General features: G+C 71.7%; 18 protein-coding genes. 6 read left to right on the plus strand and 12 right to left on the minus strand.

The genetic code is table 11. From position 1 onward, the window contains the following. Positions 1-323 precede the first annotated feature (323 nt). Genes ABD973_RS34585 through ABD973_RS34635 form a run of 11 tightly spaced genes read right to left on the minus strand, consistent with a single transcriptional unit; the run spans position 324 to position 13171 of the window. Entirely contained in the window at positions 324-596 is a 273-nt protein-coding gene (locus tag ABD973_RS34585; protein WP_345504365.1) for a hypothetical protein, read from the minus strand. Continuing rightward, positions 593-1492 carry a replication-relaxation family protein gene (locus ABD973_RS34590; RefSeq protein ID WP_345504367.1) on the minus strand — a complete coding sequence of 300 codons (900 nt, stop codon included), beginning with the start codon at positions 1490-1492 and terminating at the stop codon, positions 593-595. Before ABD973_RS34590 ends, ABD973_RS34585 begins: the two co-directional genes overlap by 4 nt. Beyond that, positions 1489-4068: an ATP/GTP-binding protein gene (locus ABD973_RS34595; protein WP_345504369.1), complete on the minus strand. Its 2580-nt coding sequence runs from the start codon at positions 4066-4068 to the stop codon at positions 1489-1491. Before ABD973_RS34595 ends, ABD973_RS34590 begins: the two co-directional genes overlap by 4 nt. Continuing rightward, positions 4053-4691, minus strand: coding sequence for a hypothetical protein (locus tag ABD973_RS34600; RefSeq protein WP_345504371.1), 639 nt, complete (start codon positions 4689-4691; stop codon positions 4053-4055). The genes ABD973_RS34595 and ABD973_RS34600 overlap by 16 nt, the downstream gene beginning before the upstream one ends. Then, on the minus strand, positions 4688-5806 hold the full coding sequence (locus tag ABD973_RS34605; protein WP_345504373.1) for a C40 family peptidase: 1119 nt from the start codon (positions 5804-5806) through the stop codon (positions 4688-4690). The genes ABD973_RS34600 and ABD973_RS34605 overlap by 4 nt, the downstream gene beginning before the upstream one ends. After that, positions 5803-8451, minus strand: coding sequence for a hypothetical protein (locus tag ABD973_RS34610; protein ID WP_345504375.1), 2649 nt, complete (start codon positions 8449-8451; stop codon positions 5803-5805). Before ABD973_RS34610 ends, ABD973_RS34605 begins: the two co-directional genes overlap by 4 nt. Next, on the minus strand, positions 8448-8756 hold the full coding sequence (locus ABD973_RS34615) for a hypothetical protein (RefSeq protein WP_345504377.1): 309 nt from the start codon (positions 8754-8756) through the stop codon (positions 8448-8450). The genes ABD973_RS34610 and ABD973_RS34615 overlap by 4 nt, the downstream gene beginning before the upstream one ends. A gap of 14 nt (positions 8757-8770) precedes the next feature. Next, a complete protein-coding gene (locus ABD973_RS34620) occupies positions 8771-11341 on the minus strand; it encodes an ATP-binding protein (protein ID WP_345504379.1) in 2571 nt (856 codons plus the stop codon). Next, entirely contained in the window at positions 11341-11841 is a 501-nt protein-coding gene (locus ABD973_RS34625; protein ID WP_345504381.1) for a hypothetical protein, read from the minus strand. The genes ABD973_RS34620 and ABD973_RS34625 overlap by 1 nt, the downstream gene beginning before the upstream one ends. Next, complete coding sequence (locus tag ABD973_RS34630; protein WP_345504383.1) at positions 11838-12155, minus strand: hypothetical protein; 318 nt, start codon at positions 12153-12155, stop codon at positions 11838-11840. Before ABD973_RS34630 ends, ABD973_RS34625 begins: the two co-directional genes overlap by 4 nt. Beyond that, on the minus strand, positions 12152-13171 hold the full coding sequence (locus tag ABD973_RS34635) for a conjugal transfer protein (protein ID WP_345504385.1): 1020 nt from the start codon (positions 13169-13171) through the stop codon (positions 12152-12154). The genes ABD973_RS34630 and ABD973_RS34635 overlap by 4 nt, the downstream gene beginning before the upstream one ends. 480 nt (positions 13172-13651) lie before the next feature. Here ABD973_RS34635 and ABD973_RS34640 point away from each other — a divergent pair, with 480 nt between their 5' ends. Continuing rightward, the gene (locus tag ABD973_RS34640) at positions 13652-13798 is read left to right on the plus strand and encodes a hypothetical protein (RefSeq protein ID WP_345504387.1); all 147 of its coding nucleotides are present in this window, start codon (positions 13652-13654) and stop codon (positions 13796-13798) included. A gap of 595 nt (positions 13799-14393) precedes the next feature. Here ABD973_RS34640 and ABD973_RS34645 read toward each other — a convergent pair. Next, positions 14394-14516 (minus strand): hypothetical protein, encoded by a 123-nt coding sequence (locus ABD973_RS34645; RefSeq protein ID WP_345504389.1) that lies wholly within the window; start codon positions 14514-14516, stop codon positions 14394-14396. Between the two features lie 392 nt (positions 14517-14908). Here ABD973_RS34645 and ABD973_RS34650 point away from each other — a divergent pair, with 392 nt between their 5' ends. The 5 genes from ABD973_RS34650 to ABD973_RS34670 form a co-directional block, all read left to right on the plus strand. Then, on the plus strand, positions 14909-15547 hold the full coding sequence (locus tag ABD973_RS34650) for a hypothetical protein (RefSeq protein ID WP_345504391.1): 639 nt from the start codon (positions 14909-14911) through the stop codon (positions 15545-15547). A 665-nt stretch (positions 15548-16212) separates the two neighbouring features. Beyond that, positions 16213-16596, plus strand: coding sequence for a DUF3846 domain-containing protein (locus tag ABD973_RS34655; RefSeq protein WP_345504393.1), 384 nt, complete (start codon positions 16213-16215; stop codon positions 16594-16596). Between the two features lie 125 nt (positions 16597-16721). Beyond that, complete coding sequence (locus ABD973_RS34660) at positions 16722-17102, plus strand: hypothetical protein (protein WP_345504395.1); 381 nt, start codon at positions 16722-16724, stop codon at positions 17100-17102. Between the two features lie 100 nt (positions 17103-17202). Beyond that, positions 17203-18207, plus strand: coding sequence for a DUF932 domain-containing protein (locus ABD973_RS34665; protein ID WP_345504396.1), 1005 nt, complete (start codon positions 17203-17205; stop codon positions 18205-18207). Positions 18208-18285: 78 nt separating this feature from the next. Then, positions 18286-18871: PP2C family protein-serine/threonine phosphatase (locus tag ABD973_RS34670; protein WP_345504398.1), on the plus strand; the 586-nt coding region annotated here is incomplete at its 3' end.

Raw genomic sequence — 18871 nt, forward strand, 5'->3', positions numbered from 1 at the left:
GGGCTCAGGTGACCGAACGTCACTTTTGCCCGTGAATGCTAGTCCCCCGTCCTCCTGCGGGGCCTTGACGTGCGGTTTCCGGGTGGTGTTGTGCGTAGAGCCGGGCGCCGGTGGGATTTCGGCAAGCCGTGGCCTGAACTTCTCCCGATGGCTTGTTCTTTGCCGCTGGTAATACTCCTTGTCGCTGCTCACCGGTTTTCTCACCGATGGACGCCAGCCCGGGTCACGATCGGGCTGGCAAGCTCACCAGGCGCCCGCGTTCTCGGTTACACGGTCGGTGCTGAGGAGCCGGCTGCCGTCGGGCCGCCTGTTTCGCGCGCTGGTCAGAACGGGGGGAGGTCTTCACCGTCGATGCCGGACACGACGCCGGGCCTCGCACCTCCACCAGAGACGTTGGTGGTGGGAGGCGGCGGGTCTGTCTCGGGCTCCTCCTCCTGCCAGGTGAAGCGGTAGTCGGCGTAGCTGTCGATCTGACCGGTCTCGATCTGGAATTCGCGGTCTGCGAGTTCCCGCATCTCTTCTTCGTGTTCGGCTTGGGCCTGGAGGTAGTCGGCGAGGTCGGCGGCGGAAAGCCCGGCAGGCCCGCTCCCGGTCACAGCTGGGTCCAGCCGCGGGGCTCGCTGCTCCCGGCGAGGGGCGTCCACACCTTCGCCTGCGGGCCGTGGGCCTCGACGTCTTCGAGGATGGCGGCGCCGAGGGGGACATGAGCGCTGAGGCGGGTGACGAGGCCGTGGTCGGCGGCCATGCGCCTCAGGTCCGCGATTCGGTTGGCCAGGGTGGTGCGGGAGGCGCCGGTGAGGATGAACAGGACCCTGGGGAAGCGGGGGTAAGAGCGCTGCCAGGCGAGCAAGGAGCCCTGGTCGGCGACGGTGCCGCGCCGGCCGATGGGCTGGGGGGTGTAGTCGTGGAAGCGGGCGTAGGTGATGAGTTTGCGGGCCAGGCGCTCGCTGCTCATGGTGGTGCGGTCGATCTCGACGAACGCCCGGTACTGCAGTCGTCGCGGGCTGGTGGCGGTGTAGTGGAAGACGGCGTCGGTGATCAGCCGGTCTTCGCCTGCGGTGTCGGGGAGGCGGTGGGTGACCTCGGGCACCCAGTCCAGGGGCTGGTACTCGTCGCCGCGGGCCCGGGCGTCGGTGAGGAAGGCGAGGTGGGCGCGGACTCCGGTGAGGATGTGGGCGGCGCGCAGGGAGGCGGCGGCAGCGGACTGGATGGGGGTGGCGGTGCGGCCGCGGAGTTCGGGCCAGTCCCCGACGGTCTGGTGGCCGGCGGGGGTGAGGAAGTGGGCCTGGAGGCGGCCGGGGAGCACGGTGTGGGTGATCAGCCCCTGCTCTCGCAGCGGGGCCAGGACGTTGTGGATCTTGCGGGGCGGGGTGTTGGGGGTGAGCATCTGGTGGAGCTGGGTGCTGGTCAGCAGCCGGTGCTGGGCGATCAGGGCCAGGGCCTGGTGGGCGTGGGTGTCCGCGGTGGGGGGCTGGAAGACGGCCGTGGTCATGCGTACTGCTCTCCTGTGTTGTCGGGGTCGGTGGGTGCGGTGCGGGTGGTGAGGAACGAGCGAACGGCCTCTTCCTGGGCCAGTGCCATCGCGCGTCGCTCAGCCAGGGGCAGGGCGGCGGCGTTGGCATGCGCGGCCTTGCGCAGGGCGGCGACCTGCCCGGGCCGGGCGAGGTCGCCGAATACCTCGGCCAGCTCGGGGCCCCGGATCGGCAGGGGCCCGACCCGCTTCCCGGCGATGGTGAAGGAGGCGTAGTGCCTGAACCGGTCCAGTTCGGCGACGTCGCGGGGGGTGACGGTGCCCGGCCACTGGTCGGTGATCTGCGCGATGGCCTCCAGTGATCCGGCCGTGGTGGACAGGCACGAGGCGTTCTGCAAAAGGGCGGAGCGGGTGGCCGGGTTGAGGCGGTGCATGAGCTGGGTCATCCCATACAGGCGGCAGCCGAACTTCCGCAGCTGCTCGGTGATCTCCGCCAGCACGGTGGAAGACCCGTCCAGGGAGATCAGTTCGTCCAGGTAGAAGCGGAAGGGGCGCCGCTTGGCCTCGGGCAGATCGCGGCGGGACAGACCGGCGCGCAGAAAGTCGTGGACGATCAAGGAGATGAGCAGCCGGTCGGTGGGCCCGGTGCCTGGCGGGCAGACCCACAGCACCTGGCCCTGGTCCATGGCGGAGCGGATGTCGTACCCGCTGACCGGGCAGCCGAGGAACGCGCGGGTGACGGGGGAGGCCGCGAGGCGCTCCAGCGGGTTCAGCACGGTCAGCAGCGCGTCCCGGGGGATGTCGGGGAACGTCGCCTGCCACCACTTGCGTGCCTCCGCGTCCAGGCCAGCGAGGGCGAGGTGGCGGAAGGTGGGGTCGGTCAGCAGCGCCCGGGCCTGGAAGATCGTCGCCTGCCGGTCGGGTACCTGGGCCACAACGGCCTGGGAGTTGACTGCCACCAGGGCCTCGACGGCCTTGGTCAGGATGGTGAGTGCGCGCGGCGCGGTGACGTCCCCCCACCCCAGAACGCCCGCGAAGGCCTCGACGGTGGCCGTGGTCACTTCGTGCGGCGGCTGCCCTGCGGTCATGTCCAGCAGGTTCCAGCAGCTGAGCATGTCACCGTCCTCGCGGACGGTCAGGTCGAACAGCGCGACCCGGTCGATGATGTCCTCGTGGGCGAGGTAGCGGGCGACGTCGGTGAAGGAGTCGCCGTGCGGGTCCACGAACGCCAGCCCGCGTCCGTTGTGGGCGCTGGCGACGGCGTGGACCTGGGCGCGCATCGTCTTGCCCCAGCCGGCCTTGCCCGACTGAATCTCGAAGAGGGTGTCGTCCTCATGGGTGGCCACCAGCCGTTCCCGCCCGTCCGCCCCCCGGTACCAGCCCTGGGGCAGCAGATTCTTCCCGAGGGCGTAGGTGGGCATCTCGGTCTTCAGCAGCGGCAGACGGGCCGTGGCGGTCGGCGGCTTCAACAGCCCCGCCAGCTCGTCGATGTGCGCCCACCCGCCGCGGGACGGGCGCATCACGGCCGTCGCCCACTGCTCATCGAACCGGCGCCGCCACGGCCGCCGGTCGGGGCCGAAACGCCAGGGACCGGCGGACCAGCCGAGGGTGGCGAGGCGGGAAGGGCCCGCGTAGACGTCCATGGCCGCCCCGATGCGCGCCAGCCGTGCCTCCGCACGCCCGGCCGCATCCGAAGTACAGCGCACCAGGATCTGCACCCGCACCAGCCCCGGGGTGTGCGTGAGCTTCCCCAGCACCGTCTCCCGCTCGACGCGCCGGGGCTGGGGGGACATGACCATCTGCCCTCGGGAGTTGCCGCGCCACTCGGACGGGTCCAGCAGTTTGCCCATGGCCGCCGGCAGGCTGTCGGCCGGCTCGCGGGTCAGCCAGCGGGCCTCGCGCTGGGCTTCCCGGCGGGCCTGGTCGCGGGCGCGCTGCATGGCCTGCATCCGGCGTACGGCAAGGTGCCAGCGTGGCGCGGGAGAAAGGTCCACACAGACCTCGGCGACGTCGCCGAGCTCGGCGTTCAGGTCGGCGACCGCGTCGATCAGAGGCTGGAGCGGATCAGGGTCCAGCGGGACCTCACGCAGGCGCGAGCCGGGCTCCCCGTGCAGGGTCAAGACCGCGCGCACGACGTGAGCACGCTGCTTGTCGGCCACCGGGGCCGCCTGCTTCACCTCGACCCGCGCCCCGTACGGGGTCTGCTTCAGCAAGGCATGCGCGGTCGCCGGCGCCTCGATCCGGTAGACCAGCGGCCGCTTCCCGTTGGCGCGCAGCCGCAGCCTCACCGAGCGCGCCCGGCGCGGTGTCCACCACGGACCCGAGCCGGCCGCCCGCACCAGTTGCATTCCCTGCCGCCAGATCTGCTCGGCATCCGGCTCGAAGGCCAGCGTCGGCTCCAGCTGGAGGTAGGTGCGCCGCGACAGGGCCTCGGCGCTCAGGCGCCGTTGCAGGTGCTCCCATCCGATCAGGGCGGCAGCCGTGAGCAAGGCCAGCCACCAGGAGTTCGCCAGGATCCAGCGAGCGAGCGCCGCCAGCCCGTTCCACAGCGCAGCGCCCATGGGCAGGACCGCCATGGCGGTCAGGTGCGGTTCCATGATCCTTGTCCGTTCTGGGTGTAGTGAAGAGTCGCGGTGCGACCGTCGAGGAAGGTCCCGGCCGGATCCGCGCCGGCCCACACCAGCCGCACCACGGCCTGCACCTGTGTCGGCTCACCGCCCGCAGGGGCCGTGGTGTCGCGGCGGGCGGTGGCGGCCTGGACCCGCACCTGCGTGTAGCCGGTGGTCTCCGCCGTCCAGGCCGTACGCCCCAGCTCAAGCAACAGCCGCTCGTCGTCCGGCGGGAGATCGGGCGTGCTTGCCCGGTCCAGGGCGTGCTGGATGATCGGGTCCGCCGCAGGCCCGGACCCCGGCGGCGGGAGCTCCCGCGCCACAGCGCCGCCATCGCCGGGCCTGGCCGACTGCCGGGTGGGGCCCGGTACCACCGCAGCGGGCAAAGACGCGGAGCCGGCGGAGGCGCGCGGTGACGGGGGTGCGACGGACACGGCGGCCGACGGCGCAGCCGGGCCCGGCGGCCGGGCGGCACCCGTCACCCTGGGCACCGCGGCATCCGCGCCGGGCCGGATGCCCTGTGCTCCCCCATACAGCAGCACCAGCCCGGCGGCGGCCAGGACGGCCGCAGCGGCGATCAGGCGGCCGCCCGTCCACGCGTGTCCGGTCACAGGAGCCGGGCCCCTCCCGCGTAGTCGGGCAGCGCGGTGACGGGGTCGATCCGCACCTGCTTCCCGGGCCGCGGCGCGTTGATCATCTTTCCGTCGCCGAGATAGATCCCGACGTGGTGAATGGTCGAATCCGAGGTGGGGCTGTAGCCGTAGAAGACGAGGTCGCCCGGTTGCAGCGCCGCGTATCCGGCGGACGCCGGGATCCGCCGGCCAGTGCTGGCCTGTGAGGCCGCCGTGCGCGGCAGCATGATTCCGGCCCGGGCGAAGGCGTACTGGGTCAGGCCCGAGCAGTCGAAGCCGACCACCGTTGTGCCGTCCTGCCCGCCGGGCGAGCAGCAGATCCCCGTACTCGGTCCTTCGGGTCCGCCGCCGCCCCAGGAGTAGGGAACACCCTGCTGGGCCAGCGCGGCCTGGATGACCGCCCCCGCGTTCCCTGACGGGAGCGCGGGGGCCATGCCGAGGGAGTCGTAGCGGTCGATGCCCGACATCACGTCATCGACGTACGCCCAGGACAGGTTGTAGGTGTGGATCGCGGCGCGCAGCTGCTCCCGGTCGGTGAGGTTGCGGCCGTTCCCGCACAGGTAGACGGCGGCGGCCGCCGCGGCGTCGTCGGCGTTGTGCGGGCTGATCTGGCCGTCCTTGTTGCTGTCCTTGCCGTACGCGCGGAACGTCTCGGGCAGGAACTGGAAGGGCCCCACCGCACGTTCGTACTCGCTGTCGTTGTCCCACCGTCCGCCGTCGGTGTCCCGGATCGCGGTCGTGTTCCCGCCGGCACCGGAGCCGTCCAGGCGCGGGCCGGTGATGATGGGGGCGATGTCCCCGCCCGCTCCGACGAGGTGACCGGCCGCGTGGTCGGACTCGACGCGGGCGATGCCGGCGAGGATCTGCCACCGCATTCCCCTGCACCCGGGCACATACGCGGCGACCTGTGAGGCGCCGGTGAGGTAGGCGGCCATCATCCGCTCGGGGATCCCGGCCGCCGCGGCACTCACCGCCCCGCTCACCGGCACCGCCTGGTTGCGGGCGGCGGCCGCCAGGAGCACCGGACCGGTACAGCACGCGGCGGCCGCCATCAGCAGCACTCCGAGGCACCCCAGCTTCTTCCAGCGCTTCACCGGTCACCGTCCTCGCGGCGGCGGCGCTCGGCGACACGGGCCGCGAAGATCGCGCGCAGCCGCGCCGCGTTCGCCTCCTCCGTGTCGTCCACGCCCCGGGACGTGACAGGCCGGGCATCCACAGCACCGCCGGACGGCTGGCCGCCGCCTGGATCTGCGTGGACGGGCCCAGCTGCGGAGGCGGGCGCGGGTCGGGCCACGCGGTGGCTGCCCGGCCTGGGGGCGCGGCCTGCTTCGGCCCGCGGGGCCGAGATGCTGGTGCGCGGTGCGGGCTCGCGTTCGCGGGCGGCCAGCGGGGCGGTGGCGATGGCGGCAGCCACCGCGGTGTCCCGAACGGCGCCCAGCGGATCGTGGACCTGCCAGGCGGTGGCGAGGGCCTGCCCGGTGTGGTCGACGCGGTCGCGCAGCGCGCGGCCTCCGTCTGCCCACCGGTCGCCGTCCTCGCGGACCTGGTGGGCTGCGACACGCAGCTGGGTGCGGGCGTCGTCGGTGAACTCGGAGGCCGCACTGCGGGCGCGGCCGATGTTGCGGGGCAGGCCCAGCGTCGCCCCGTAGGTGAGGCGTGCGGTGCGGGAGGCGATCCGGTAGCCCCGCAGCCGGGAGGCGCCAGCATGCATACGCGAGCCGAGCAGAGGCCGATCGGTGTCGGGATCGTGGAGGATCTCCCCGGTCCACTGGTCCACCACCCTCTCGCCCCGCCCGCCCGCCTGGTCGGCGGCCACGCCGTCCGCGGCGCCGCGCAGCCGGGCGGCCGCAGGGTGCTGTCCGGGCTTGGGGCCGATCAGCAGGGTGTGGGCGCCGCGCAGCGCCATGGCGATCGGGGCGAGGCCGCGGCGTCCCTCGGCGAGGGCGTCGCCGAGGAGACGGCCGGGGGACATCGGCATGCCGGTGCCGTCGCTGAGGGAGGCGAGGCTGCCAAGAGAGCGCAGCCGGGCGCCGAACGCGCCGTGCGCGGCCGAGGGCCCGCCCCAGCTGCCCTGCCCGCCGCCGGCGGGGCCGTTCATGGCGAGGGCGGCACCGAGTTCGGAGCTGTCACCGCGCAGGTGGCTGCCGCCGACCTTCCTGTAGCGCATGCGGGTAGCCATGCGCTGCCCGAAGCCGGCCGTCGCGGCCAGGACCCTGCGGTGCATGATCAGGAACGCCACCGCGATGGCATCGACCAGCAGCAGCCGCTCCACCATCAGGTCGGCTCCGCTGTCGGACAAGACGGCGTCGACGGCGATCCCGAACAGTGGAAGGCACATCGCGGCCATGAAGGAGACCATCGCCGAGGCGATGAACACCCCCAGCCACCGCCACAGCAGCATGCGGGACGGACCGGGCAACATCGACCACACCCAGGCGATGGGCCCGCCCGCGGCAGCGGCCGCATCGGCGCCCTGTGCCCCGAGCATCACCACCGCCATCGAGACGATCATGAGGGTGACGACGATCACCGCGACCAGCAGGGCGATGACCGCCCACACCCGGTCCCAGGACGGCTTCTGCGCGTACTCGGCCGCTTCCTCTCCTACCGGACCGGCCTTCTTCAGGTTCTCGACCAGCTCGGAAAACGCCGTCTGCTTGTCCGTAGGTCCCGTACCGGTATCGCCCTCGCAGAATCTCCGGGCCTCTTCGTCCAGGAGCTCGCACGGGTTCTTCTTGGCGACCTGACGCTCGCAATCCTCCTTCAAGGGGCCGATGACGCCGTCGCACCGTGAGTAGTCCACGCCGTCTGCCGCAGGTTTCACCTCAGGCGCGTTCTTCTTCAGCCACTCGATATGGGCGCGGTAGGCCAAGGCCTGCCCTGACTTCTGCGGGTCCAGGACGCGGCCGTACTGGAGCAGCATGTAGGGCTTGACCACCAGGGCGTCGCTCAGCGCCCGCTGGATCGGATCGACCACCGTTTTCGCCTCGGCCTTCTCTTTCACGCAGGCCTCATGGGCGGGCCCCACCGCGCTGTCGCAGGGCCGGCCGCCACGCCCTGGGGTGGCGAAGTAGGAAGCGGTGGTGATGGACGCCACCTCGATGGCCGCCTGGCGTGTCTGGTCCAGCGGCCCGTCCTTGCCCAGCAGGTAGTCAGGGCGGACGAAAGCGCTTGCGGCGAGGGCCGCGATGACCAGGGTCAGCGCGATCTCCCCCAGCCCCGTGCCGGCCTTCCCCCGCACGAACAGGATCAGCCCGAACACGAACGCCCAGGCCAGCAGCAGGCCTTCCAGCCCGAGGGCCGCGACCACATGACGTTCGTAGGCGTCGGCGATCTGCTGCGCCGGCCCCGTGAGCATGGTGATCAGCGGGAACCGGAAGACGAAGGAGATCAGCCAGCAGCACAGCCCGACCAGCAGCCGCACCAAAGTGAACAGGCCGCTCAGGACCATCCGCTGAGTCTGCCCGGCCACATCGAGACTCATCTGTCCCGTCGTGGCCAGCTCGACCGCCGGGATCTTGTTTCCGGGCTGAGCCGTCGCGGCCTCCAGCTGGTAACTGCTGAGCGGCACCCCCTCGCCCGTCATAACGTCCAGCGGCCCCAGCAGACCTCCCCCTGCCGGACTTCCGTCGGCAGCTGCCGCCACCGACGTGTTCGTCACCAGGAACACCACCGTGAGCAGCGCGGCAAAGCCGGCAGCGCGCAGCGTTCCCCGGTCGAAGTGCAGGCGCCCGGTCACAGCCGCCGCCCGGCCGTGCTCAGCAAACCGATGGCGGCCGCGACGGCGGCAGTGGAGAACAGCAGCAGCGCGGCACGGTCGGGCACAGCCGGCCAGACCGCAGCCTCAACAACCGGAGCCGGCGTCTGGCCCTCGGAGCAGTAGACGGCGGCCGGGCCGACGATCGCATCGCAAGCCCCGCCCACCTTCCCTCCGGTGACCGCAACAGAAGAGAGGCCCACAGAATGGGCGTGAGCCGGAGACCACACCACGGCGATGCACACCAGAAGGAGAAGAGCCACCGCGCCTTCGAGCAGCAGCCGCACCCCAGTCGTACGAATCATTGGGTCCCCCCGTCGACCGCAGGCTGCGCCGCCCGGCCGGGTGTCGTGAAAATCGAGTCTTTGAAGCGGGGCACGGGCGGGACGACGACCTTGATGCGGCCGACCTGCATCCGCGGGTCGCGCAGCAGCATCTCGCCCTCGCGGCCAGCCTGGCCGACCGGGGAAAGGCCGGTGGTGACCAGCCGGATGAGGTCCTCGTCCTCGCCGTCCAGGCCCAGGAACTGCACGCCCTTGACCGCGCGGGCGCGGTCGGCGGTGCGGGCCAGGAACCGGTAGGCGATCAGGCCGGCATCCTTGCCCAGCTCCTCTTTGTCGTGGGCCCCGAGGAAGACACCGGCGCCGTGCTTGCGGCCGTCGTGGAGGATCTCGTGGACCAGGGCGGCACCCTCCGCGGAGGAAGTCAGCCAGTACACCTCGTCCAGGGAGACCAGGCAGAACCGGGACGGGTCGGTGAACGCCGCCTGCCGGGCCACGGCCGCGATCAGATACAGCACCGCCCGCCCGATCAACGCCTCCAAGGGCTGCTGGCGCAGCACCTCCACGTCGGCGAACGCCTCCCGCGGCGGCAGGGTCAGACCGGTCGTGGTCACCACGACCATGTCGGCACCGAGATCCCCGTCGACCGTGACCGGCGGCAGACTCGGGTCGAACACCATCGCCGCCAAGGGATTGGTCTGCACGATCCGCAGCAGGTCGGCCATGGTGGCGGCCGCATCTGCCCGAGTCCAGCCGGCGCCCGAAGCCGCGAGCGCGGCCAGGACGTCGAGCACCTTGCCCATCGACGGCTCCGGCCCACCGCTAACCTCCTCGACTGCGTGGTGGAGCACGGCCCCGGCGGCCGTCATCGCCCCCACGCCCAGCTGGAGCGTCAGGTAGGACAGGGCGTAGTGAGCGCCGACCGGCCCGCCGAACACCCGCAGCGGGTCGATGGAGATCCGCGCCTTCGCGGCATCGATGATCTGGCAGCGCTCCCCCATCGCGGTCCGCGCGAAGCCGGCCCACTCGCGCATCGGGGTCCGGTCGATGACGATCGCCCGCCCGCCCCGGTCCACCACGGCCTCGGTGACCAGCTTCTCCAGCACGCTCTTGCCCGCACCGAGGTCGCCGATCACCGCGCTGGAAGCCGAAGCGTTGACCTGCGGGGCATCCGCCGGATTCAGCAGCACCGGGCGGATCGTGCCGCAGTCCAGGTCGTAACCGACCATCATCCCGGCCGGATCGCCCACCCGCGACAGCGTCAACGCCCCACAGGCGGCCCAGTCCTCCGACAGCTGGTGCTGCGTGAACTGCCCCAGCTTCGGGGCCCGCACCGTCCCGGGCAGGCCCAGCGCGAACAGCTCTTCCTGCATCCCATACGGACGCTCCACCCGGTAGTCGCCCCCCGACAGGGCCGCCGACAGCTCCCGCGCCCGGGCATCACACGTCCCTGCGTCCGGACCCCACACACTGAGCACCGTCACCGACTGGACCTCGACCTCCACCGACGTCCTGGCCATCCGCGCGTCCTGCTCCGCCAGATCCCCCGCGGCATCCGGCAACGAGTGCGGCATCCCGGTCGGCTGCGCACCGTACTGGTCCGCCTGGTCGAGGAGTTCACGCTTCTTGCGCTGGACCTGCGCCCGTGCCTTCTTCGCCGTGACTACACGCAGATCGACCGTGACGTCGACCGGGAAGGGCAGCGACTCCAGCTGGGCCAGGACATCGGCGGACCGCACCGACACCGTCGGCGGGATCTCCGCGAGCACCAGGTGCGCCTGGTATCCGGTGCCGGCCTCGGACTCCACCTGAAGCCACCGTCGGCCCAGCGGCGACGATGACGCCGCCCGCCACCACGGGCTCCTCGGCTTCGCCTCCTTGGCGTCGGCGCCCGTGTCCTGGCCGCCCTCGGCCAGCCGGACCATCCCCAGATCCGCGTACGACGGCGACAGCAGACGGCCCTCCCGGACGCTGCTGCCGTAGAGCCAGCTGTGCTCCGCGTCCGACAGCAGCGGCTCCTCCGCCAGGCCGCGGCCGATCGCGTGCTGGAGTATCCACACGATCTCGGCCGCCGACGCGGGCCGAAGCCCCAACCCTCCCCCCAGGGAGGTCTGGATCCGCTCAGCCTCCACAACGGCCGCCTTCACCTCCGCCTCGGCCACCGGCACCGGCGGGAGATCCAAAGCAGCCGACAGGTCCGCGTACAAAGCCGCCAGGGAAGCACTCGCGGCTCCGCCCTTGGCCGCCAGAGGCACAGCCAGCCACAGCGTCCGCTCGTGCATCTCCTGACCGGTCAGCAGATCGACCGTCGCCGCGCAGGTCTCCGCCCACGCGGGCAGCCGCTGCCAGTCGACGTCCGCGACCATCCGCTCGGCGATCTCCCCGGGATCCGTCCGTGCCGCGAGAACAAACAGGCGCGGCTCCATCCCGGGCATCGACCGCACCAGCGAGGTGATCCGCCCCAGCAGGTCCTGGTGCACCCGGGCAGGCAGGTAGCCGCCCGGCAGCGCAGCCACCCGCCACACCGCCCACACCCGGCCCGAGGCCGACCACAGCAGATGCCCCGCAATGTGCCGGAAAGGCGTTCTCATCACGCCACCCTCCCCGCACCGTCGGCGAGCAGCCGCGCAAGACCCGAACCGGCAGCCGCCCGCCCGCTGGCCGGCGCCTCCACCACGGCCGTCCCGGCATGCGACGGACCGGTCACGAGGGCGGGGGTGATGACGAACCGGGCACGCAGGCAGGACGGCTTCCGGTCACGGGCGACCCGCCCGCCGATCCGCCCGGCCGGATGCCTCAGCAGCAGCGAACCCACACCGAGCACAGCCGTGAACGGGTTCTGCCCGGCGATTTGCGCCCCACGCACCGCCCACACCGCACCCAGCCACAGGGCGATCGGCACCGGCCCCGCCCACGACCACCAGTCGAACGTCTTGATCAAGACGAACGCCCCACCACCCAGCACCACCAGCTGCGCCGGCGTGTAGGGGCCGAACGGCAGAGTCCAGTCACCGAGCTTGCCCAGCACCCACGGATGCCGGCGCGCACTGGTGTAGGCACGCGCGACGCGCACCCGCTCGTCCCTGCTCACAGAACCCCTCCGCCGCCCGCGGCAGGATTGGGGGTGACCACGAGGGTGACAGCGCCTGCGCCCTTGGCCGGGTTGTTGATCTCGTCCTTCACCGCGCCGGACAGCGACTCCCGCGCTTCGTACAGGCCCAGCGCGAGCACCATCGCGATCAGCGCGCCGATCCCGGCCTTCAGCGAGACGCGGCGGGCCACGGTCACGACGACCACCACCGTCAGCGCGACCTTCAGGCCCTTGTCGCTCCACCCGCCCAGCGTTCCGAGCAGGGAGTCACCCAGCTCGTCGAGCTTGCCCGCGAGGATGAACTGCTGCTTCATCGCGCACCCCCCGCGACCGGCGCGGCCACCGAACCGGACGGGGCAACGGCCGGTGCCGCCGCACCAGCGGCCCCGCCGTCCAGGGCGCTGACCTCCCACCGCCCGGCCCGCGTGGTCACCTCCAGCTGATAGACAAGCGGCCACCGCGTTCCGGCCCGGTCCTCACCGGCGACCCGCACCCGCACCCGCGCCCGGGTCCCGTCGGCCGGAACCTCCTTCCCGCCCGCCTGCTCGGTGTCGGCGACGACGTCCTCGACGTCCACCCGCACATAGCCGGCAGCCGCCGGAGCCGACAGACGCATCCCGGGCGAGAGGTAGCGCTCCAGCCCCGCGCCCTGCCCACCCGCAAGGTAGGTCCGCAGGAACTCACCCAGCGATACCGACAGGGCTGCCCCGGAGGGGACAGAGTGGGAGAACGGACCGGCCGCGGCCTCCGGCGCGGTCTCGGGAGCAGACACCTCCGCCGGCGACGCAGAGACACTCAGCGCCCCGCCGTCCCGGCCCCCGGTACCGGACACCGTGAAGTACCGCACAACCGGCCCGGTGCTCGCCGGCTCCGGCGCCGGCCTCGAAGCCGCCGGGTCAACGGGGACGGCGTTGGTGAGGGCGGCGACAACCACCGTCCAACCGCCGGGAGAGGACGCGGTCCGCACGGGCACCACCCGCAGCGCACCAGGCGCCGCCTCGCCGCGAACGCGCTTGGGGAGCTGCACGGAGGGCGCCAACGACCGCAGGGCCGCAGCCACGGGGCTGCCGGGCTCTGCCGCATCGGAGCGCAGCCACAGCTCCACGAACAGCGCGGCCGTACCGGCCGGGTCGGCCGACAGCCTGGAGGCGCTGTCGGCCTGCGGAACCGGCGCGGCCTGAGCAACAGGGCCTCGCGGCATCACGAGGGCGACAGCCAGGGCCAGCGGCCCAGCGGCCAGCGCCGCCCAGGCCCCGATCCGGGCAAGACGCGGACCGCTCGTCGAGACGGTCCCGCTGACCGGAACGGTCTCCAGGCGGGAACGGCGCAACGGCTGCGCAGTTGCGGCCTGAGGCGCTCGCCGGAGGCGGCGCGACGGCCGGGGAACAGGGCTCATGAAAATGCCTTCCGTGGAGGTGCTCGTTCTTGCACCCCACCAAACGGCGGTCTTCTCACCGACCGGGTCACCACTGCCAGCCCCCCGGCATCACGGGAAGGAAACAGTGCTGCCAGTGAGTCACCAGTGAGCTCGCGCCACCCAGTGAAACCTCCCCAGTGCAGGTCAGAGCCCTGCCGACAGGACTTCACCGGTGACGAACCCAGTCCCGGCGACCTCACCAACCACCTCACCGCTCCCACCACCGGGAGCCGATCCGGCGCGCCTGCGGCCGAAGCGGGTAACCGTGCGGCCGATCACGGGACCTTCTTCATCCCGCAGGGCGTCGGGCCTGCCGGACGGCGGATACCGTGTCCGTGCCGACGCGGCCACTGCGCCCCACCCCGGCTGATAGCACCCCGAAGTGGAGGACACATGTGCACCTGCGGAGCCCTGCCCGACCACGACGAGTGCTCGACCCGTGCCGTTCCCCCCGCGTTCGCCGGCTCCGCGGCCAAGGACGTGCCGCCCAGGCCGGCCCCGCCCTACACCTCGGCGTACCCGGACGAGCCGGCCTTCTGAGAGGCAGCCGCACCACGCACCGACCGGGTCGTGGTTCCGGCTCAGGGGCGAAAGGTGCCGGGCTCTCCCAGCCGAGCCGCGTCGGCGCGCCATGCTCGTGGCAGGCCCTGCTGTGGTGGCGGGCCGCCACACGGCCACCCCGGCGCGGGCCGCTGCCGCGAGCGGCTTGACTGAGATGGCCATCCGCTGCGAACCGCCCGCCTGGGCCGCTGGAGCCCCTACAGGGGTGAGTGCCTGTCGCTCCAGCAGATGATCGCCATCGACACCCGGTGATCGGCGCCCGCGATGGTGCTGCCCTGTCACGTCGCCAACTCCTGCAGGCCTTGCGTGGCTGAGGGGGAAACTGTGGGGGAGGTGGAAGGGGGACATTGAGGGGGACGCAAGAGGGGGAAACTGCCCGGGATACCGACCTGAAGCCGCACCTTGCATTTGCACTGGTCAGGCGCCGTTTCGGTGGTGGTGACCGGCCAGACTTTATTTGTGTAGGGGAGGAGGGATGGGCTGCTGTCGGGCGCCTGACGGTTGGGCGGGACCGGAAGCGAGCGGCGTTGCTTCAACCTGCGGGGGAGAGCCGTGACTGTGACCAACGGGTAGTTCATCTCCTGCCGGCCGCCGGTGGGCGGGCAGGCTGGGTGGTGTCGGCGGTGCCGAGCCGGGGGTCGCGTCCGAGTGCGTCGTAGGCGTCGACCAGGAGCAGCTGGATGTCTGCGGGCGCCACGCCGCTGGGCCGGCTGATTGGGCTTCGAGGAGGAGCCGTTGGGCAGTGCGGGAGTTGATGGTGTGGTGCGGCGGGGGGGGGCTTATGGGCGAAACCAATGTGGCCGACGCCCACTTCCGCTGAAAGCGGGTGGCAAGGGCGCCGGCCGACCGAAGAACACACCACGAGAGAACCCGCGGGCATCATCAGGGCGAGCATAGCGTCCGGGCCGGGTACAGGCACGCACCCCAACGCTCCTTGAATGCGGTAGCATTTTTCTCCTTGTGTGTGGGTCCCATCGGGCCCTCACGTCATGGTGCGCGTCGGCGTACCTCACCCTCCGGAGGTCAGGACCCGTGATCCGCGCTGGACGAACCGCCGTGGGCCGGCGGGAGCTCGCTGACGCCCTGGGGATGACATGGCCGACGTTCCGCCGGCTCAAGCCGCACGACGCCGAAGGCTTCCCCGAACCGGTCAGTTCGCAGGGGGCGCTGGTGCTGCTGTGGGACCTGGAACAGGTCACCGCCCACCGAGACGGCAGACCGCTGCCGGCCCTTCCTGCCGAAGAGGACGACGCGGACCTGCTCGACCGGCGGGAGGCGGCCGTCGTGCTGGCCGTGAAGCCGCGCAGCATCGACAGCTACAAGACCGACCCGAGCCTCGCCGACCACGTTGTGGTGGTAGGTGGGGTCGAGCACTGGCCCCGGGGCGTGCTGCGTGCCTACGGAGCCGCCCGAGGCACCATGACTGCGCCCAGCGGCCGGCCGACCGGATCCGGCGACATGGTCCCCCGGGATCTACTGCCCGGGCGCATCGCTGAACTCCTCGACGCCGACCCCGCGGTGACTGCCGCCCACGCCGTCGACGTCCTCGGCATCTCCACCTCTACAGCGCAGAAGCACCTCCAGCACGAGCGGGCGGCGCGCATCGCCGAGCAGATGCACACCGAGCCAGGTCTCAGCGCCGAAGAGGCCGCAGACCGCCTCGGCTACCCCCCGGCACTTCGCCGCAGCGCCGTGAAGGAAGCCCAGAAGCTTCACGACAAGCGCTGACACCCCCAAGACCCCGGAGGGGCCCTGGCCGGCGGCCAGGGCCCCTCCGGGCTTTCTCGGCCCGGTGGGGGCGGGCGTTGCGGGTCCGGTGCCGGTGGGGTGGACGGCTCCGCTGCGCTGCGCCGTCCACCCCACACCGTGGTTGGGGCGGGGAAGGCCCCGCGGAAGGCGTGCCGGACTCCGCTTCGCTGCGTCCGGAACGAGCGCTGCGCGCTCTCACGCCTCCCGCGGGGCCTTCCCCGCCCCAACCACGGTGGCCGCGTGCCGCACTCCGCTGCGCTCCGTCACTCCGCTTCGCTGCGTAGAGCACCCGGCCGGCTCCGCTTCGCTCCACCAGCCGTGCACTCTCGGCGGCACGCGCTGCGGGGTGGGGGAGGTGGGAGAGACGGGCGTACGCGCTCCGCGCGCACCCCCGTCTCTCCCACCTCCCCCACCCCTTGCCCTCCGCGCTCCGCGCTACGGGGCTAGCCGGCACCGGCCCCGCAATGCCCGCCCCCACCGGGCCGAAACTGCCTCTGACCTGCGGATACATCACTCTTTCGAGTCGGCCGCGAGGGGCTGTTCTCGTCCCACGTGAGCCTGGATTGCGGTAGAGTTCTCTTGTCGGTGGGAGGAAGTGTCAAGCCCACCGGTCGAAGAACCCCCCTCCTATCCAAGGGAGAACCATGTCCACTACGAAGGCCGTTGAGTTCGGGCTGGTGATCCAGCCCGACGGCTGGTTCGAACTCGCCGACTGGACCCCCACCACGACCCCGGCCGCCGCCCTGGGCTGCGACCTGACCCACCCCATCCCCCTCGACCGCGAGATCACGCTCTGGGTGGACGCAGAGGGCCTGACGAACGGCAGGCCGGTCAACGCTCCCGCCACCCCGGTCTTGCGGTCGCTCGGCGTTGCGAGGTTCCCCTACTTCGGCCCGGTCCTGCTCACCGGCCCCACCGACCACGACTCGGCGCGCGGAAACGGCCTGAAGGAGGACCAGGCCCTTGGGCTCATCGAGCAGTACCTCACCCGGGCCGCCGTCAAGGTCCCCCAGCAGCGCACCCGCTGACACCCAGAACGGCCAGTGGGACCCGGAGTGGCACCGACCCCACAGGCCGACCGAAGAACCGCAGGAGAAAGGGCACGCTCATGATCGAATTCCAGACTTCCCCGCGTACGCTCGCCCGCCGCAGCATGACTCTCATTCGGGCTGTCGCCCGGGCCGCCGGTGAGGGACTCCACCACCTGACCGTTGTCTCGCTGGCCCCTGGCGGCGTCGCCGAGGCGGAGTGCGTCATCACCGGCCCTGTGCCGAACGAGGACGACCCGAACGACCCGCTCGCCTACGTGGCCTACCTGCTGGCCGGGACCGCGATGGGCGCCAAGGCCATGTTGGTGGCGCGCACCCTGCACCCGCAGGGCGAGGTCACGTACAGGTCGTGGGCGGTGAGCGACCTCATCGCGAAGCCCGCGACGGCCGAGGAGAGCCTCATCGCGTACTGCATCGGCGAGAACCGCGAGCTCACGGACCCCGTACCGGGCGTGACGTTCGTGGACGCATCTGCACTCGACTGACCCGGCCCCGGGCACCCCACAGACCTGAACCACGGACCGCCAGCGGCGGGGGAGTGGCACCCCCGCCGCGTCCGTAGAACACCCAAGAAGGAGAACTTCCATGGCACACGAGATCGAGCAGTTCAGCGACGGCACGGCCGCGTTCGTGAGTGCGCGTGAGAGCGCTTGGCACAAGCTGGGCACGGTCACCGCCGAAGCGTTGACCGCCGAGGACGCCATGCGCCTGGCCGCCCTCGACAACTGGAACGTCCGCCTGATCGGCCTGCACGCCACCGAACTGACCGCCGACGGCGCGACGGTGCTTGACGTGCCGAACCACCGGGCGACCGTTCGCACCCACCCCAGGACCGGGCGGCCCGAGACCCTCGGCGTGGTCGGTCCCGACTACACGCCGGTGCAGAACGAGGAGCACGCCGAGTTTCTCAACTTCCTCGCCGACGAGTCCGGAGCCCACTTCGAGACGGCCGGATCTCTCAGGAACGGCCGACAGGTGTTCCTGACCATGAAGCTGCCCCAGACGATGACCATCGGCGCCAGCGACAACGTGGACCTGTACATCGCCGCCTTCAACTCCCACGACGGCAGCAGCGCATTCCGCATCGTCGTCACCCCGGTGCGCGTCGTGTGCGCCAACACGCTGCGCGCCGGGCTGCGGAGCGCCAAGAGCAGCTACACGGTCCGCCACACCTCCGGAGCGCGCGGCCGCATCGCCCAGGCCCGCCAGGCGCTGGGGCTCACGTTCAAGTACGCCGAGGAGTTCGAGAAGGCCGCCCAGCGCATGCTGGAGGCGGAGATGACCACGCCCATGCTCCGGTCGGTCGTCGAAGAGCTCTGGCCGGCCGCCAACGAGGACAGCACCCGGAAGAAGACCAACCAGGCCAACCGCTGGAACACCATCCGGAACCTGTTCGAGCAGGCCGACACCCAGGCGGGCATCCGAGGGACGGCCTGGGCGGGCTACAACGCGATCACCGAGTACACCAACCACGTCGCTCCGGCACGCGGCGCCAGCCCCGACCTGAAGAGCGCCGCCCGCGCCGAGCGGGTCATCACAGGCACCGCCGATGACCTGATGGAACGCGCCTTCCGCCTGATCACCGTCTGATCCGCGTCAGCCCGAAAGCACCTCCCCCGGGGCGGGAGAACCCTCTCCCGCCCCGGCCACCCCCAAGGCAGGAACACCATGAACACCCACAGTGCAGCCCAGCTGATCGGCGGACGCTCCCACCAGTGCGACGCCACGGCGACCTACACCCACCAGGAGCGCCGCGCCTACGCCTTGCTCGACGGCATCGGCAGCACGGAAGAAGTCCAGACATGGACGCGGACGGCCGCGCGCCGACTGGCCCGCGCCGCCGCCCGCAACGGGGCACTGGAGGGCCTACGACAGATCCACACGGCCCGGGCCGCCGAGCTCGCCCCGGAAGGCTGGTACGCGCAGTACATGCCCACGGCCGTAGCCGTCGTGGCCGTCGCCGAGCCCGGCAAGCCTCTTGAGGTAGCCTGGTGCGGTGACGCCCGTGCCTACCTCCTCCCGGAAACCGGCAGCCAGCTGGAACGGCTGACCACCGATCACAACATGCGACAGGTCCTGATCGACATGGAGTTGGAGCCCGGACCGTACGCCCGCAACCGCGTGACGTCCTACCTCGGCGACACCAGCCCCCACCCCTCGATCGGATCCGTTCGCGCCCCCAACAACGGCAGGCTTGTGCTCGTCAGCGATGGCGCGTACGAGCCTCTCGAAGACGCTCAACTCCCCATCCCCG

It is taken from the genome of Streptomyces racemochromogenes, from assembly GCF_039535215.1.
GTDB lineage: Bacteria > Actinomycetota > Actinomycetes > Streptomycetales > Streptomycetaceae > Streptomyces > Streptomyces racemochromogenes.

Excerpts from the sequence above, each read along its gene's own strand:
- ABD973_RS34590 (WP_345504367.1), bottom strand. The coding sequence starts at position 1,492 with ATGACCACGGCCGTCTTCCAGCCCCCCACCGCGGACACCCACGCCCAC.
- ABD973_RS34595 (WP_345504369.1), bottom strand. The coding sequence starts at position 4,068 with ATGGAACCGCACCTGACCGCCATGGCGGTCCTGCCCATGGGCGCTGCG.
- ABD973_RS34620 (WP_345504379.1), bottom strand. The coding sequence starts at position 11,341 with ATGAGAACGCCTTTCCGGCACATTGCGGGGCATCTGCTGTGGTCGGCC.
- ABD973_RS34630 (WP_345504383.1), bottom strand. The coding sequence starts at position 12,155 with ATGAAGCAGCAGTTCATCCTCGCGGGCAAGCTCGACGAGCTGGGTGAC.
- ABD973_RS34640 (WP_345504387.1), top strand. The coding sequence starts at position 13,652 with ATGTGCACCTGCGGAGCCCTGCCCGACCACGACGAGTGCTCGACCCGT.
- ABD973_RS34650 (WP_345504391.1), top strand. The coding sequence starts at position 14,909 with ATGACATGGCCGACGTTCCGCCGGCTCAAGCCGCACGACGCCGAAGGC.
- ABD973_RS34655 (WP_345504393.1), top strand. The coding sequence starts at position 16,213 with ATGTCCACTACGAAGGCCGTTGAGTTCGGGCTGGTGATCCAGCCCGAC.
- ABD973_RS34660 (WP_345504395.1), top strand. The coding sequence starts at position 16,722 with ATGACTCTCATTCGGGCTGTCGCCCGGGCCGCCGGTGAGGGACTCCAC.
- ABD973_RS34665 (WP_345504396.1), top strand. The coding sequence starts at position 17,203 with ATGGCACACGAGATCGAGCAGTTCAGCGACGGCACGGCCGCGTTCGTG.